The organism is Achromobacter sp. Marseille-Q4954 (genome assembly GCF_943737025.1).
Lineage (GTDB): Bacteria > Pseudomonadota > Gammaproteobacteria > Burkholderiales > Burkholderiaceae_B > Achromobacter > Achromobacter bronchisepticus_A.
In genome coordinates this window covers 2,375,980-2,389,925 of record NZ_CALSFQ010000001.1, presented here as the reverse complement: position 1 = coordinate 2,389,925, position 13,946 = coordinate 2,375,980, and the positions used below count along the sequence as shown (strand labels likewise).

General features: G+C 61.3%; 19 protein-coding genes. 17 read left to right on the top strand and 2 right to left on the bottom strand.

Annotated elements, in window-relative coordinates; translation table 11 throughout:
• Positions 1-2 precede the first annotated feature (2 nt).
• Positions 3-719 (bottom strand): response regulator transcription factor, encoded by a 717-nt coding sequence (locus NGK62_RS11255; protein WP_059380278.1) that lies wholly within the window; start codon positions 717-719, stop codon positions 3-5.
• Positions 720-1,104: 385 nt separating this feature from the next.
• Between NGK62_RS11255 and NGK62_RS11250 the strand changes: the two genes are divergently transcribed.
• The 17 genes from NGK62_RS11250 to NGK62_RS11170 all read left to right on the top strand — a co-directional run bounded on the left by NGK62_RS11250 (position 1,105) and on the right by NGK62_RS11170 (position 12,860).
• The gene (locus NGK62_RS11250; protein WP_373429032.1) at positions 1,105-1,695 is read left to right on the top strand and encodes a response regulator transcription factor; all 591 of its coding nucleotides are present in this window, start codon (positions 1,105-1,107) and stop codon (positions 1,693-1,695) included.
• A 550-nt stretch (positions 1,696-2,245) separates the two neighbouring features.
• A complete protein-coding gene (gene rpsL / locus NGK62_RS11245; protein WP_005017264.1) occupies positions 2,246-2,623 on the top strand; it encodes a 30S ribosomal protein S12 in 378 nt (125 codons plus the stop codon).
• Positions 2,624-2,789: 166 nt separating this feature from the next.
• On the top strand, positions 2,790-3,260 hold the full coding sequence (rpsG, locus tag NGK62_RS11240) for a 30S ribosomal protein S7 (protein WP_006216561.1): 471 nt from the start codon (positions 2,790-2,792) through the stop codon (positions 3,258-3,260).
• A gap of 18 nt (positions 3,261-3,278) precedes the next feature.
• Positions 3,279-5,381, top strand: coding sequence for an elongation factor G (fusA, locus tag NGK62_RS11235; protein WP_054459383.1), 2,103 nt, complete (start codon positions 3,279-3,281; stop codon positions 5,379-5,381).
• Positions 5,382-5,457: 76 nt separating this feature from the next.
• Positions 5,458-6,648 carry an elongation factor Tu gene (tuf, locus tag NGK62_RS11230; RefSeq protein ID WP_119449751.1) on the top strand — a complete coding sequence of 397 codons (1,191 nt, stop codon included), beginning with the start codon at positions 5,458-5,460 and terminating at the stop codon, positions 6,646-6,648.
• A gap of 75 nt (positions 6,649-6,723) precedes the next feature.
• Positions 6,724-7,035: a 30S ribosomal protein S10 gene (rpsJ, locus tag NGK62_RS11225; RefSeq protein WP_003806903.1), complete on the top strand. Its 312-nt coding sequence runs from the start codon at positions 6,724-6,726 to the stop codon at positions 7,033-7,035.
• A 445-nt stretch (positions 7,036-7,480) separates the two neighbouring features.
• Positions 7,481-8,170 carry a 50S ribosomal protein L3 gene (gene rplC, locus NGK62_RS11220; protein WP_008168945.1) on the top strand — a complete coding sequence of 230 codons (690 nt, stop codon included), beginning with the start codon at positions 7,481-7,483 and terminating at the stop codon, positions 8,168-8,170.
• A gap of 4 nt (positions 8,171-8,174) precedes the next feature.
• Positions 8,175-8,795 (top strand): 50S ribosomal protein L4, encoded by a 621-nt coding sequence (gene rplD, locus NGK62_RS11215; protein WP_013397019.1) that lies wholly within the window; start codon positions 8,175-8,177, stop codon positions 8,793-8,795.
• Positions 8,792-9,088 (top strand): 50S ribosomal protein L23, encoded by a 297-nt coding sequence (gene rplW / locus NGK62_RS11210; RefSeq protein ID WP_006216557.1) that lies wholly within the window; start codon positions 8,792-8,794, stop codon positions 9,086-9,088. The genes rplD and rplW overlap by 4 nt, the downstream gene beginning before the upstream one ends.
• Entirely contained in the window at positions 9,089-9,916 is an 828-nt protein-coding gene (gene rplB, locus NGK62_RS11205) for a 50S ribosomal protein L2 (protein WP_025136344.1), read from the top strand.
• A gap of 12 nt (positions 9,917-9,928) precedes the next feature.
• Entirely contained in the window at positions 9,929-10,204 is a 276-nt protein-coding gene (rpsS, locus tag NGK62_RS11200) for a 30S ribosomal protein S19 (protein WP_006216555.1), read from the top strand.
• Positions 10,205-10,207: 3 nt separating this feature from the next.
• Entirely contained in the window at positions 10,208-10,537 is a 330-nt protein-coding gene (gene rplV, locus NGK62_RS11195) for a 50S ribosomal protein L22 (protein WP_043541551.1), read from the top strand.
• A 9-nt stretch (positions 10,538-10,546) separates the two neighbouring features.
• Complete coding sequence (rpsC, locus tag NGK62_RS11190; RefSeq protein WP_042795906.1) at positions 10,547-11,341, top strand: 30S ribosomal protein S3; 795 nt, start codon at positions 10,547-10,549, stop codon at positions 11,339-11,341.
• 2 nt (positions 11,342-11,343) lie between these two features.
• Positions 11,344-11,760: a 50S ribosomal protein L16 gene (rplP, locus tag NGK62_RS11185; RefSeq protein ID WP_006389610.1), complete on the top strand. Its 417-nt coding sequence runs from the start codon at positions 11,344-11,346 to the stop codon at positions 11,758-11,760.
• A gap of 11 nt (positions 11,761-11,771) precedes the next feature.
• On the top strand, positions 11,772-11,963 hold the full coding sequence (gene rpmC / locus NGK62_RS11180; protein WP_003806912.1) for a 50S ribosomal protein L29: 192 nt from the start codon (positions 11,772-11,774) through the stop codon (positions 11,961-11,963).
• 2 nt (positions 11,964-11,965) lie between these two features.
• Positions 11,966-12,247, top strand: a complete 282-nt coding sequence (gene rpsQ, locus NGK62_RS11175) for a 30S ribosomal protein S17 (protein ID WP_006216549.1) — start codon at positions 11,966-11,968, stop codon at positions 12,245-12,247.
• Positions 12,248-12,374: 127 nt separating this feature from the next.
• On the top strand, positions 12,375-12,860 hold the full coding sequence (locus NGK62_RS11170; protein WP_251878347.1) for a hypothetical protein: 486 nt from the start codon (positions 12,375-12,377) through the stop codon (positions 12,858-12,860).
• Positions 12,861-12,872: 12 nt separating this feature from the next.
• Here NGK62_RS11170 and NGK62_RS11165 read toward each other — a convergent pair whose 3' ends face one another.
• The gene (locus tag NGK62_RS11165; protein ID WP_059379393.1) at positions 12,873-13,940 is read right to left on the bottom strand and encodes a branched-chain amino acid ABC transporter permease; all 1,068 of its coding nucleotides are present in this window, start codon (positions 13,938-13,940) and stop codon (positions 12,873-12,875) included.
• Positions 13,941-13,946 lie beyond the last annotated feature (6 nt).

Below are 13,946 nucleotides of genomic sequence, written 5' to 3'. Positions count from 1 at the left end.
GCTTACTGCGGATTGACTGCGATGTCTTCCGGCGAGCTGATCAGCTCGAGCCGGTAGCCCAGCGCATAGGAAGACGTGAGGCGCACGCCATGTTCCGGACGCAGCTGGAGCTTTTGCCGGATGTTCGACAAATGGGTGTCCAGGGTGCGCGAGGTGGCCGGAATTTCCCGGTTCCATACGCATTCGGCCAGCACGTCGCGGGACATGAGGCGGCCGACATTGCGGAAAAACAGCAGCGCCAGTTCGAATTCCTTGGGGGCGAGCGGCACAACCGCGGAATCCAGGGTGATGCTGCGGGCGGCGGGCTCGATGCGATAACGCGCGACGTCGAAGGCATCGTCCGCAGGTTCGGCGATCTGGCTGCGGCGCAGCAAGGCCGCCACCCGCGCCAGCAGCTCCAGGGGGCGCAACGGTTTGACGATGTAGTCGTCCGCGCCGGCGCGCAGGCCTTCCACCAGATCGTCCTCGCTGGACCGATTGGTCAGGAAGATGACTGGGATGCGCGGACCGATATTGGCACGCAGCCACCGCACCACATCATCACCATCGATGTCGGGCAGATGCCAGTCCAGCAGCACCAGGTCGAAATGCTCAGTGCGCAGCGCGGCCAGCAGATCGCGGCTTTGCTGATAACTGGTGCAGTCGTATCCGGCAGTGGTCAGAACTTGCTGGATGCGGCGTGCTTGATCCAGGTCGTCTTCCAGCGACGCGATTTTCATCAGACGTGTTCTCGCGAAGGTTTGCTACGCAAGCGCGCGCTATGGCGCCCTACTGCAAGATGAGAAAGGAATATATAGGTGTAAACGAATGATAACTCGGGAGAGGCCCCGGCTGGCTACGTTATGGCAAGAACTGTCAAACATTGCAAAGTTGACGAATCTTGACTGGAGTTGTTGCGTAACAACGCGCCACACTGTCTCAATCGTTCTCCCCCTCCCTCAGTATGGCGAGGGCGGAGCCGGTCGAGGTTGTTGGTCGGATGGAACAGATATGAATCAATTGCGCATACTTATGATGTCACCGGACGAGGCCGCTCGCGGCATTGCCGTGTCCGCATTGTTGCAAGCTGGTATTTCTGCACGCGGTTGCTCGACGTCTCTCGAATTGTTTGGATTGCTCAACGGCGGCGGCTATGACGTCGTGGTCCTGGATGTCGGGACCTTGGGCGAAATCGGCTACGCCCTGGTGGCGCGTTTGCACGGCTCGTCGTCGATGGGCATCGTGGTCACGGGGCGCGGCATGTCGGTGGATAGCCGCCTGCGCTGCCTGCAAAGCGGCGCGGACGCCTGTCTGCCAGATCCGCAGGATCCGCGCGAGCTGGCCTGCATCCTGCTGTCCCTGGCCCGTCGCCTGCCCGCGGGGCAGGAAGCGGCGTCCGTGGGCGAGGCCGCCCAGAACGGACAGTGGGAACTGCGCGACCAGGGCTGGACTCTGGCGGCGCCCTCGGGGGCGACCATCTCCCTGTCCGCCAATGAACGCCTGATCGTGCGCTCTCTGCTGGAAGTCGCGGGCAAGGCCGTGGGCCGCACCGAGCTGGGTGATGAGCTGCAGGTCGAGGGCGGTTCGGTGCGCGCCAGCGGTTCGCGCAGCATCGACGTGATCGTCAGCCGCTTGCGCCGCAAGGCCGAGCTGGCCGGGGTGATGTTGCCGATACGCACGGTCTACGGTAGCGGCTACCTGTTCGCCGACCAGTAGCGCGGGCGGGTACACTGGCCGCCGCGCCAGGCGCCGGCCGCCGCCGGAAAGTCTGCTATCGTTTTCCCGCAGTCGGCCGCGCTCAGTGGCCCCGGTTTTCGGTTCCGCTTGTTGGCGTATGTGGCCCTAATTTCCGCGAGCGCCGCCGAACTGGCGTTCTTCTGCCGGCAATATGCCACGTCGCCTGACTTACAATTTTCTTTGACAGCAAGCCTTTATCTCAGTTATGCTAAAGGGCTTACTGCTTTATTTCGCGCGCAAAAACTGGCCGCGGTAGGGCTCAGAAGTACGGTGTCTGGGACACGGGGTGCGTCACGAGCCTTTCGTCTTCCAAACCACACGGCTTCGCGGCATCGGGTCTTTCCGGCGTCGTCGCTCCACGGCATCCAGCTTTGTGCGTTTTGTCATAGTTTGTTGGCAAGCCCGCTCTTTTACGTATACGAACGTTTGAGGCGGTTTTGCGCGAACTGCCTTCTCCGAAAGTTCACTGCTTGAGGAGACGAGTACGTAAGTACTTACCCAGTGGTACGTAAAAGGGATTTCAAAGGTCATGCCTACCATTAGCCAACTCGTGCGCAAGCCGCGCGAAGTCAGCATCATCAAAAGCAAGAGCCCCGCGCTCGAAAACTGCCCGCAACGCCGCGGCGTGTGCACTCGCGTGTACACCACCACCCCCAAGAAGCCGAACTCCGCTCTGCGTAAGGTTGCCAAAGTGCGTCTGACCAACGGTTACGAAGTCATTTCGTACATCGGCGGTGAAGGCCACAACCTGCAAGAGCACTCGGTGGTTCTGGTGCGTGGCGGTCGTGTGAAGGACTTGCCCGGTGTGCGTTATCACATCGTGCGCGGTTCCCTCGACCTGCAAGGCGTCAAGGATCGTAAGCAAGCCCGCTCGAAGTACGGCGCCAAGCGCCCGAAGAAGGCTTAATAACGAGTCAGCAGTACCCCCGTGTGGCGGAAGTCCGTCACTAGGGAAGTGCGACCGCGCCATCCAGATGATGGGAATGTGCGCGGCACGTAAGGGGTCGTCTCCATGGACGGCCATGGCCGTGTAATGAAACACGGTTCAACTGAACAGACACAAGGAAGCAACAATGCCCCGTCGTCGCGAAGTACCCAAGCGCGAGATTCTGCCCGATCCCAAGTTCGGCAGCGTCGAACTCGCCAAGTTCATGAACGTCGTCATGCTGGACGGCAAGAAGGCCGTCGCCGAGCGCATCGTCTACGGTGCCCTCGAGCAAGTGCAAACCAAGACCGGCAAGGAGCCGATCGAAGTTTTCAGCCTGGCGATCAACAACATCAAGCCGATCGTCGAAGTGAAGAGCCGCCGCGTTGGCGGTGCCAACTACCAAGTGCCGGTTGAAGTGCGCCCCGTGCGCCGCCTGGCCCTGGCTATGCGTTGGCTCCGTGAAGCCGCCAAGAAGCGTGGCGAGAAGTCGATGGATCTGCGTCTTGCTGGCGAACTGATCGACGCCTCCGAAGGTCGTGGCGCCGCGATGAAGAAGCGCGAAGACACGCACAAGATGGCAGAGGCCAACAAGGCCTTCAGCCATTTCCGCTGGTAATTTAAGGACTAACCCACCATGGCCCGCAAAACCCCGATCGAGCGCTATCGCAACATTGGTATCTCTGCGCACATCGATGCAGGGAAAACCACCACGACCGAACGTATCCTGTTCTACACCGGCGTCAATCACAAGATTGGCGAAGTGCATGATGGCGCAGCCACCATGGACTGGATGGAACAAGAGCAAGAGCGTGGCATCACCATTACGTCGGCTGCTACGACGGCGTTTTGGCGTGGCATGGCCAAGAACTATCCCGAACACCGCATCAACATCATCGACACCCCGGGACACGTGGACTTCACCATTGAGGTGGAACGTTCCATGCGCGTCCTGGACGGTGCTTGCATGGTCTACTGCGCGGTGGGCGGTGTTCAGCCCCAGTCCGAAACCGTGTGGCGCCAAGCCAACAAGTACGGCGTGCCGCGTCTGGCCTTCGTCAACAAGATGGACCGCACCGGCGCCAACTTCTTCAAGGTCTATGACCAGCTGAAGAACCGCCTGCGCGCGAACCCCGTCCCCGTCGTGATCCCCATCGGCGCCGAAGACACGTTCAAGGGCGTGATCGACCTGGTCAAGATGAAGGCGATCATCTGGGACGAAGCCAGCCAAGGCATCAAGTTCGACTACGAAGACATTCCGGCCGAACTGCAAGGCGCGGCTGAAGAATGGCGCGAAAAGCTGGTCGAAGCTGCCGCCGAGTCGTCCGAGGAACTGATGAACAAGTACCTCGAGACCGGTTCGCTGGAAGAAGCCGAGATCAACCTGGCCATCCGTCAGCGCACCATCGCCGGCGAAATCCAGCCGATGCTGTGCGGCACCGCCTTCAAGAACAAGGGCGTGCAGCGCATGCTCGACGCCGTCATCGACTACCTGCCGTCGCCTGTGGATATTCCGCCGGTCGAAGGCACCGATGACAACGGCAACGAAGTCCTGCGTCAAGCCGACGACGGCGAGAAGTTCTCGTCGCTGGCGTTCAAGCTGATGACCGACCCGTTCGTCGGCCAATTGACCTTTGTCCGCGTGTACTCGGGCGTCCTGAAGTCGGGCGACACCGTGTTCAACCCGATCAAGGGCAAGAAGGAGCGTATCGGCCGCATTCTGCAGATGCACGCGAACAACCGCGAGGAAATCAAGGAAGTTCTGGCTGGCGACATCGCCGCCGTCGTGGGCCTGAAGGACGTGACCACCGGCGAAACGCTGTGCGATGTCGATTCGCACGTGACGCTGGAGCGCATGGAGTTCCCCGAGCCCGTGATTTCGCAGGCCGTGGAACCCAAGTCCAAGGCTGACCAGGAAAAGATGGGCCTGGCGCTGTCGCGCCTGGCGCAGGAAGATCCGTCGTTCCGCGTGCGCAGCGACGAAGAATCCGGCCAGACCATCATTTCCGGCATGGGCGAACTGCACCTGGAAATTCTGGTTGACCGCATGAAGCGCGAATTCGGCGTGGAAGCGAACGTCGGCAAGCCGCAAGTGGCTTACCGCGAAACCATCCGCAAGACCTGCGACGAAGTTGAAGGCAAGTTCGTCAAGCAGTCGGGCGGTCGCGGCCAGTACGGTCACGTGGTTCTGAAGGTCGAGCCGTTGGCTCCTGGCGGTGGCTACGAATTCGTGGACGCCATCAAGGGCGGCGTGGTTCCTCGCGAGTACATCCCCGCGGTGGACAAGGGCATCCAGGAAACGCTGCCTTCGGGCGTGTTGGCTGGCTACCCGATCGTCGACGTCAAGGTCACGCTGTTCTTCGGTTCGTACCACGACGTGGACTCGAACGAAAACGCGTTCAAGATGGCCGGCTCCATGGCATTCAAGGAAGGTCTGCGCAAGGCCAGCCCCGTGCTGCTGGAACCGATGATGGCCGTTGAAGTCGAAACGCCTGAAGACTACGCTGGCACCGTGATGGGCGATCTGTCCTCGCGTCGCGGCATGGTTCAGGGCATGGACGACATGGTTGGCGGCGGCAAGACCATCAAGGCCGAAGTTCCGCTGGCCGAGATGTTCGGTTACGCCACGAACCTGCGTTCGCTGACGCAAGGTCGTGCCACGTACACGATGGAATTCAAGCATTACTCCGAAGCTCCCAAGAACGTCGCTGACGAAGTCATCGCCGCTCGGGCCAAGTAAATAACCCTCGCCGCGTCCGCCCAAAAGGCGGCGCGGCAAATATCGAAATTTCCTTGAAAGTCAAAGGATAGAGATCATGGCAAAAGGCAAGTTTGAACGCACCAAGCCGCACGTGAACGTCGGCACCATCGGCCACGTTGACCACGGCAAGACCACCCTGACGGCGGCCATCACGACCGTTCTGTCGAACAAGTTCGGCGGCGAAGCCAAGGGCTACGACCAGATCGACGCGACTCCTGAAGAAAAGGCTCGCGGCATCACGATCAACACGGCTCACGTCGAGTACGAAACGGAAGCGCGTCACTACGCGCACGTTGACTGCCCGGGCCACGCTGACTATGTGAAGAACATGATCACGGGCGCCGCGCAAATGGACGGCGCGATCCTGGTCGTGTCGGCCGCTGACGGCCCGATGCCGCAAACCCGCGAACACATCCTGCTGTCGCGCCAGGTTGGCGTGCCGTACATCATCGTCTTCCTGAACAAGGCTGACATGGTTGACGACGCCGAGCTGCTCGAGCTGGTGGAAATGGAAGTTCGCGAACTGCTGTCGAAGTACGACTTCCCGGGCGACGACACCCCGATCGTGAAGGGTTCGGCCAAGCTGGCGCTGGAAGGCGACAAGGGCGAACTGGGCGAACAGGCCATCATGGCTCTGGCCGCTGCGCTGGATTCGTACATCCCGACGCCCGAGCGCGCCGTGGACGGCACGTTCCTGATGCCGGTTGAAGACGTGTTCTCGATCTCGGGTCGCGGCACCGTGGTGACCGGCCGTATCGAACGCGGCGTGATCAAGGTCGGCGAAGAACTCGAAATCGTCGGTATCGTTCCGACGGTCAAGACGACCTGCACGGGCGTGGAAATGTTCCGCAAGCTGCTGGACCAAGGTCAAGCCGGCGACAACGTGGGCATCCTGCTGCGCGGCACCAAGCGTGAAGACGTCCAGCGCGGCCAAGTTCTGGCCAAGCCGGGCTCGATCACCCCGCACACGGACTTCACGTCCGAGGTGTACATCCTGTCCAAGGAAGAAGGCGGCCGTCACACCCCGTTCTTCCAAGGCTATCGTCCCCAGTTCTACTTCCGCACGACGGACGTGACGGGCACGATCGAACTGCCGGCCGACAAGGAAATGGTTCTGCCGGGCGACAACGTGGCCATGACGGTCAAGCTGTTGGCTCCGATCGCCATGGAAGAAGGTCTGCGTTTCGCCATCCGTGAAGGCGGTCGTACCGTCGGCGCCGGCGTCGTCGCCAAGATCCTGAAGTAATTCGGATCACTTAAGCAGCACACAACCAGCGAGGGCGGCCTCGTCGCCTTCGCCTCTCGTTCTTTAGGAAACGCCATGAAAAACCAAAAGATCCGTATCCGCTTGAAAGCCTTCGATTACAAGCTGATCGATCAATCGGCCGCTGAAATCGTCGATACCGCCAAGCGTACCGGCGCTGTTGTCCGCGGTCCGGTGCCGCTGCCCACGCGTATCCGTCGCTACGACGTCCTGCGTTCGCCGCACGTCAACAAGACCTCGCGCGACCAGTTCGAAATCCGTACGCACCAGCGTCTGATGGACATCGTTGATCCCACCGACAAGACCGTTGACGCCCTGATGCGTCTGGACCTGCCGGCCGGCGTCGACGTCGAAATCGCGCTGCAGTAAAGCGCTTCGAGCCTGCTACCTTCGCCGGCAGGCACGAAATAAAGATGGCCGCATTCCTTGGGAGTGCGGCCATTTTGTTTTGGTCGCGTTTCTGGCCCGACACCTGCTCCCTGAGCGGGCAGGGTAGCCAAACCCTTTTCCAGATTTAGTTAGCAGGCGCTCACTACCGCATTCAGCCCCGGCCAGTGCCGCCAATATCACCAAGCTATGCAAGCTGTGGTGGATTTACCCTCTGCGGTGGCGCCGAAGCGCGCTAAGTGCTTGTGTCCACTGGAAAAAACGTGCTAATATGCGAAGCTTGCCATTTTGTGGCAAGAGCAACTATGGGAAAAAGAAAGGCGGCCCCCGCCGGAATTCGTACCAGGTTGAACATAGTCGTAGGGCAAAGGCCGTTACCTTTTGCCTGATTAGCCCCGACCAATCGCAGTCGGGAATGGAGAAAACGATGTCGAATTCGACACCCACGCCCGCCGCTCACCGGCTGGGGCTGGTGGGTCGCAAGGTCGGCATGACCCGCATTTTTACCGAGGAAGGTGAATCCATCCCGGTGACCGTGCTGGACGTGTCGAACAACCGCGTGACCCAAGTTAAGTCGCTGGAAACCGACGGCTACGCCGCGATCCAGGTGGCTTATGGCACTCGTCGTGCCTCGCGTGTGGCTCAGCCGCAAACGGGCCACTACGCCAAAGCCGGCGCTGAAGCCGGTAGCATCCTCAAAGAATTCCGCCTTGATCCCGCTCGCGCCGCTGAATTTGCGGCGGGTTCCGTGATCGCCGTGGAATCGGTGTTCGAAGCCGGCCAACAGGTCGACGTCACGGGCACCACCATTGGTAAAGGCTTCGCCGGTACCATCAAGCGTCACAACTTCGGTTCGCAACGCGCGTCGCACGGTAACTCCCGTTCGCACCGCGTCCCGGGCTCGATTGGTCAAGCTCAAGACCCGGGCCGTATTTTCCCGGGTAAGCGCATGGCCGGTCACCTGGGTGATGTCACCCGCACCGTTCAAAACCTCGACGTCGTTCGCGTTGACGTTGAGCGCGGCCTGCTGCTGGTCAAGGGCGCTGTCCCCGGCCACGCTGGCGCCGACATCGTCGTGCGCCCGGCCATCAAGGCCCCGGCCAAGAAGGGAGCGTAAGTAAATGGATCTCAAGCTCCTGAACGACCAAGGTCAGGCCGCTGCTACGTTCAGCGCACCCGACACCATCTTCGGCCGTGACTTCAACGAAGCGCTGATTCATCAGATCGTGGTGGCTTTCCAAGCCAACGCCCGTTCGGGTAACCGCGCTCAGAAGGATCGCACTGAAGTCAAGCACTCGACCAAGAAGCCCTGGCGCCAGAAGGGTACCGGCCGCGCACGCGCTGGTATGACTTCGTCGCCGCTGTGGCGTGGCGGTGGTCGGATTTTCCCGAACTCGCCCGAAGAGAACTTCAGCCAGAAGGTCAACAAGAAGATGTACCGCGCCGGGATCCGTTCGATCCTGTCGCAGCTCGCTCGCGAAGACCGCATCGCCGTCGTCGAATCGTTTGATCTGGCATCGCCCAAGACCAAGGACGCAGCTGCCAAGCTGAAGAGCCTGGGCCTGGACTCGGTCCTGATCATCACCGACAGCGTTGATGAAAATGTTTACCTCGCCACCCGCAACCTGCCGCACGTTGCTGTTGTCGAGCCCCGTTATGCCGATCCGTTGTCGCTGGTCCACTACAAGAAAGTGCTGATCACCAAGCCGGCCATCGCTCAACTCGAGGAGATGCTGGGATGAACGCTGAACGCTTGATGCAAGTCATTCTGGCCCCGATCGTGACCGAAAAGGCCACCTTCGTTGCCGAGAAGAATCAGCAAGTCGCTTTCCGTGTCGTGGCTGACGCTACCAAGCCGGAAATCAAGGCTGCCGTCGAACTGCTCTTCAAGGTGCAGGTCGAGTCCGTGCAGGTCCTCAACCGTAAGGGCAAAGTCAAGCGCTTTGGCCGATTCGTTGGCCGTCGTCGCAATGAGCGCAAGGCTTACGTGTCGCTCAAGGACGGCCAGGAAATCGACTTTGCGGAGGTGAAGTAAATGGCCCTCGTAAAAGTTAAGCCGACTTCGGCTGGCCGCCGTGGCATGGTGAAGGTTGTCAGCCCGAACCTGCACAAGGGTGAGCCCTACGCGCCGCTGCTGGAAAAGAAGACCCGTGGTTCTGGCCGTAACAACAACGGTCACATCACGATCCGTCATCGTGGCGGTGGCCACAAGCAGCACTACCGCGTCGTCGACTTCCGTCGCGACAAGGATGGCATCCCGGCAAAGGTCGAGCGTCTGGAATATGACCCCAACCGTACGGCGCACATCGCTCTGCTGTGCTACGCCGACGGCGAACGTCGTTACATCATCGCTCCGCGCGGTCTGGAAGTTGGCGCCACGCTGCTGTCGGGCGTCGAAGCCCCGATCCGCGCTGGCAACACGCTGCCGATCCGCAACATCCCGGTGGGTACGACGATTCACTGCGTCGAAATGCTGCCTGGCAAGGGTGCTCAGATGGTCCGTTCGGCCGGCGCTTCCGCCGTCCTGCTGGCTCGCGAAGGCATCTACGCTCAAGTGCGTCTGCGCTCGGGTGAAGTCCGCCGTGTGCACATCGAATGCCGCGCCACCATCGGTGAAGTCGGTAACGAAGAACACAGCCTGCGCCAAATCGGCAAGGCCGGTGCAATGCGTTGGCGCGGTGTCCGCCCGACGGTTCGTGGCGTTGCCATGAACCCGGTGGATCACCCGCACGGTGGCGGCGAAGGCCGTACCGGCGAAGCACGCGAACCGGTCAGCCCGTGGGGCACTCCGGCGAAGGGTTTCAAGACCCGTCGCAACAAGCGGACGAACAATATGATCGTCCAACGGCGCAAGCGCAAGTAAGAGGCGAACACTATGTCACGTTCGATCAAGAAAGGCCCGTTTGTCGATGCTCACCTGATCAAAAAGGTGGACACGGCCGTCGCGGGCAAAGACAAGAAGCCGATCAAGACCTGGTCGCGTCGCTCCACGATCCTGCCCGAGTTCATCGGTCTGACGATCGCTGTGCACAACGGCAAGCAGCACGTTCCCGTTTACATCAACGAGAACATGGTCGGTCACAAGCTGGGCGAGTTCGCGCTGACCCGTACGTTCAAGGGTCACGCCGCGGACAAGAAGGCGAAGAGGTAAGCGATGGAAACTACTGCCATTATCCGTGGGGTTCACATCTCCGCTCAAAAGACCCGACTGGTTGCGGACCTGATCCGCGGCAAGTCCGTCTCGCAAGCGCTGAACATCCTCACCTTCTCGCCGAAGAAGGCGGCCGCCATCCTGAAGAAGGCTGTCGAATCCGCCATCGCCAACGCCGAGCACAATGACGGCGCCGACATCGACGAACTGAAAGTCACCACGATCTTCGTGGACAAGGCTCAGTCGATGAAGCGCTTCTCCGCTCGCGCCAAGGGCCGCGGCAACCGTATCGAGAAGCAGACCTGCCACATCACGGTCAAGGTCGGAGCTTAAGGAGTCACGATGGGTCAGAAAATTCACCCCACTGGGTTCCGTCTCGCGGTCACCCGTAATTGGTCCTCGCGTTGGTTCGCCGACGACAAGGCCTTCGGCTCGATGCTGGCCGAAGACATTCGCGTTCGCGAGTACCTGAAGAAGAAGCTCAAGAGCGCCTCCGTCGGTCGCGTGATCATCGAGCGTCCCGCCAAGAATGCCCGCATCACCGTCTACTCGGCTCGTCCGGGCGTGGTGATCGGCAAGCGCGGCGAAGACATCGAAAGCCTGAAGGCTGATCTGCAGCGTCTGATGGGCGTGCCCGTGCACGTCAACATCGAAGAAATCCGCAAGCCGGAAACCGATGCTCAACTGATCGCCGACTCGATCTCGCAACAGCTCGAGAAGCGCATCATGTTCCGTCGCGCCATGAAGCGCGCGATGCAGAACGCCATGCGTCTGGGTGCCCAAGGCATCAAGATCATGAGCTCGGGCCGTCTGAACGGTATCGAAATTGCTCGCACCGAGTGGTATCGCGAAGGCCGTGTGCCGCTGCACACCCTGAAGGCCAACATCGACTACGGCACCTCCGAAGCCCACACGACCTATGGCGTGATCGGCATCAAGGTCTGGGTCTACAAGGGCGACATGCTGGCCAACGGCGAATTGCCGCCGGAAACCGCTGCCCCGCGCGAAGAAGAACGTCGTCCGCGCCGCGCTCCGCGTGGTGATCGTCCGGACGGTGCTCGCACCGGTCGTCCGGGTGGTCGTGGTCGTGGTGGTCCCCGCAAGGCGGACGCTGCTCCGGCGCCTGAAGGAGAATAACCATGCTGCAACCCTCTCGCAGAAAGTATCGCAAAGAGCAGAAGGGCCGCAACACCGGTCTGGCGACCCGTGGTACCCACGTGTCGTTCGGCGAATTCGGTCTGAAGGCCACCGGCCGTGGCCGTCTGACCGCTCGCCAGATCGAAGCTGCTCGTCGTGCCATCAATCGTCACATCAAGCGTGGCGGCCGCATCTGGATTCGCATTTTCCCGGATAAGCCCATCTCGCAGAAGCCTGCCGAAGTCCGTATGGGTAACGGTAAGGGCAACCCGGAGTACTGGGTCGCTGAAATTCAGCCCGGCAAGGTGCTCTACGAAATGGAAGGGGTTAGCGAAGAGCTCGCGCGTGAAGCTTTCCGCCTGGCCGCTGCCAAGCTGCCGATTTCGACCACGTTCGTCGCGCGTCATATCGGTGCTTAAGGAGTACTAACATGAAAGCTAGCGAACTCCGTTCGAAAGATGCCGCCGAGCTCGGCAAAGAGCTCGAAAGCCTGCTGAAGGCACAATTCGGTCTGCGTATGCAGAAGGCCACGCAGCAACTGGCCAACACCAGCCAGCTGCGCAACGTGCGTCGCGACATCGCGCGCGTTCGTACCTTGCTGACCGAGAAGGCAGGGAAATAAAGATGAGCGAAACTCAAAACACCCAAGTGGCCAAGCGCCAGCGCACGCTGGTTGGCAAGGTCGTCAGCAACAAGATGGACAAGACTGTCGTCGTGCTCGTTGAGCGCCGCGTCAAGCACCCCATCTTCGGCAAGATCATCATGCGTTCCGCGAAGTACAAGGCGCACGATGAATCGAACCAGTACAACGAAGGCGATACGGTTGAAATCGCTGAAGGCCGTCCCATCTCGCGCTCGAAGTCGTGGCGCGTGGTGCGTCTGGTTGAAGCCGCACGTATCATCTAAGTAAAGCAGTACATCGGAACGGCGCGCCGTTCTGATATAAGACGGCAAGGGATCAAACCCTTGCCGTTTTTTTTCGTCCGAACTTTCGGCTTTTGAATTCAGGGATCAGGACACCATGCGCGGTTTCATGAACGCGGCCCGGCTTGGCTTGTTGATGGCTTGCGCCTGGACGTTATCGGCTGCGGCGCAGACGAGGCCGGATCCGGCGCCGTCGCAGGATCCGGCTGTCCTGGGCCGGGCCTTGCTCGATGCCGGTCCCGACGCGCGGGTGCGCCTGGATGGCCAGTCGCTCGATCACGCGACCATGTTCGGGACCGAGGACGCAAACGAGCAGGCGTTGCTGGACCAGGAACGCGCCATCGCGCAACGCAGGGAGCAGATGCGGGTGCTGGAAAAGCTGCTCAGCGAGAAGCCGGCGGCCGACCCGCATCCGCCGGCGATGATTCCTTTGAAGCCTGGCGTCGACATGACCATGCCCAGCCTGGCGCCGGCGCCATCCGGTTCGCAACTGAACCGGGGAACCCTGGACACGCGCCGAAGTCTGGACGACATGCAGCGCCGTGTCGACGCCCTGCGGCGCGAGGCCGATACGCTGAGTCAGCGCGGTCGCTGAGCGGACCCCGCCTTAGCGGCGCGCCGCGAGCTCGCGCAACCGTCCCGCGATGCCCGTGGGGAAGTAGTACACCGACACCACGAACAGGATCCCCAGCCATAGCAGCCACCGGTCCGGCTCGAACAGCAGCGCCAACGGCGCCACGCCCGACACCGCGTCGTGGATCACGTGCAGGCCATCTTGCAGATAGCTCTGCGCGAACACGAACAGGCTCGCGCCCACCACGGCGCCGTACATGGTGCCCATCCCGCCGATCACTAGCATCAGCAGGATGTTGAGCATGATCTCGAACGACAGCGAGGTATCCGGCCCGTTGTAGCGCAGCCAGAGCGCGTACATGGCGCCCGCTAGCGTGGCGAAGGCGGCCGCCAGCAGATTGGACAGGCTGCGGTAAAGCACCGTGCGGTAGCCGATGGCTTCGGCGCGGAACGGGTTCTCGCGTATGGCTTGCAACACCCGGCCGAAGGGCGAATTCACGATGCGCAGCAACAGCAGGAACAGCACCACGCAGACCGCGGCGATCAGGTAATAGGTGATGACGCGGCCGTCCACCGTCACGCCGAAGATCTGCTCCGAGAAAGGCCGGAAGGCCGGCCGCAGCATCTGCGGCACCTTGAAGTTCAGGCCATCCTCGCCACCCGTCAGATCGGACAATTGCGACACCAGCGTCTGGAACGCCGCGGCGACGGCCAGCGTGATCATGGCGTAGAAGATCGCGCGCACGCGCAGGCTGGCCAGGCCGATCAGCAGGGCGAAGGCCAGTGAAACCACCAGGCCGCCGCCCAGGCCCGCGAACACCGCGGTCCAACCCGGTTCCATGCGGATGCTGGCGATCGCCACGCCATACGCGCCGATGCCGAAGAACATGGTGTGCGCGAAGCTGACGATGCCGGTGTATCCCAGCAGCAGGTCATAGCTGGCGACCAGGATCACGAACACCAGGATCTTCGCGGCCACCGCCAGCGATTTGGGGCCGGGAAACAGAAAGGGTGCGGCGGCCAGCAGGGCCACGATGGCGATTAGCGCCATGGCCAGCAGCGTGCTGCGCGGAGGGTCGCCGGAAAGCAGGCGTACGGACATGTCGGC

Bases quoted from the DNA above. Each gene is read 5' to 3' on its own strand.
- NGK62_RS11255 (WP_059380278.1), bottom strand. From the start codon at position 719: ATGAAAATCGCGTCGCTGGAAGACGACCTGGATCAAGCACGCCGCATC.
- rpsL (WP_005017264.1), top strand. From the start codon at position 2,246: ATGCCTACCATTAGCCAACTCGTGCGCAAGCCGCGCGAAGTCAGCATC.
- rpsG (WP_006216561.1), top strand. From the start codon at position 2,790: ATGCCCCGTCGTCGCGAAGTACCCAAGCGCGAGATTCTGCCCGATCCC.
- fusA (WP_054459383.1), top strand. From the start codon at position 3,279: ATGGCCCGCAAAACCCCGATCGAGCGCTATCGCAACATTGGTATCTCT.
- tuf (WP_119449751.1), top strand. From the start codon at position 5,458: ATGGCAAAAGGCAAGTTTGAACGCACCAAGCCGCACGTGAACGTCGGC.
- rpsJ (WP_003806903.1), top strand. From the start codon at position 6,724: ATGAAAAACCAAAAGATCCGTATCCGCTTGAAAGCCTTCGATTACAAG.
- rplC (WP_008168945.1), top strand. From the start codon at position 7,481: ATGTCGAATTCGACACCCACGCCCGCCGCTCACCGGCTGGGGCTGGTG.
- rplD (WP_013397019.1), top strand. From the start codon at position 8,175: ATGGATCTCAAGCTCCTGAACGACCAAGGTCAGGCCGCTGCTACGTTC.
- rplW (WP_006216557.1), top strand. From the start codon at position 8,792: ATGAACGCTGAACGCTTGATGCAAGTCATTCTGGCCCCGATCGTGACC.
- rplB (WP_025136344.1), top strand. From the start codon at position 9,089: ATGGCCCTCGTAAAAGTTAAGCCGACTTCGGCTGGCCGCCGTGGCATG.
- rpsS (WP_006216555.1), top strand. From the start codon at position 9,929: ATGTCACGTTCGATCAAGAAAGGCCCGTTTGTCGATGCTCACCTGATC.
- rplV (WP_043541551.1), top strand. From the start codon at position 10,208: ATGGAAACTACTGCCATTATCCGTGGGGTTCACATCTCCGCTCAAAAG.
- rpsC (WP_042795906.1), top strand. From the start codon at position 10,547: ATGGGTCAGAAAATTCACCCCACTGGGTTCCGTCTCGCGGTCACCCGT.
- rplP (WP_006389610.1), top strand. From the start codon at position 11,344: ATGCTGCAACCCTCTCGCAGAAAGTATCGCAAAGAGCAGAAGGGCCGC.
- rpmC (WP_003806912.1), top strand. From the start codon at position 11,772: ATGAAAGCTAGCGAACTCCGTTCGAAAGATGCCGCCGAGCTCGGCAAA.
- rpsQ (WP_006216549.1), top strand. From the start codon at position 11,966: ATGAGCGAAACTCAAAACACCCAAGTGGCCAAGCGCCAGCGCACGCTG.
- NGK62_RS11170 (WP_251878347.1), top strand. From the start codon at position 12,375: ATGAACGCGGCCCGGCTTGGCTTGTTGATGGCTTGCGCCTGGACGTTA.
- NGK62_RS11165 (WP_059379393.1), bottom strand. From the start codon at position 13,940: ATGTCCGTACGCCTGCTTTCCGGCGACCCTCCGCGCAGCACGCTGCTG.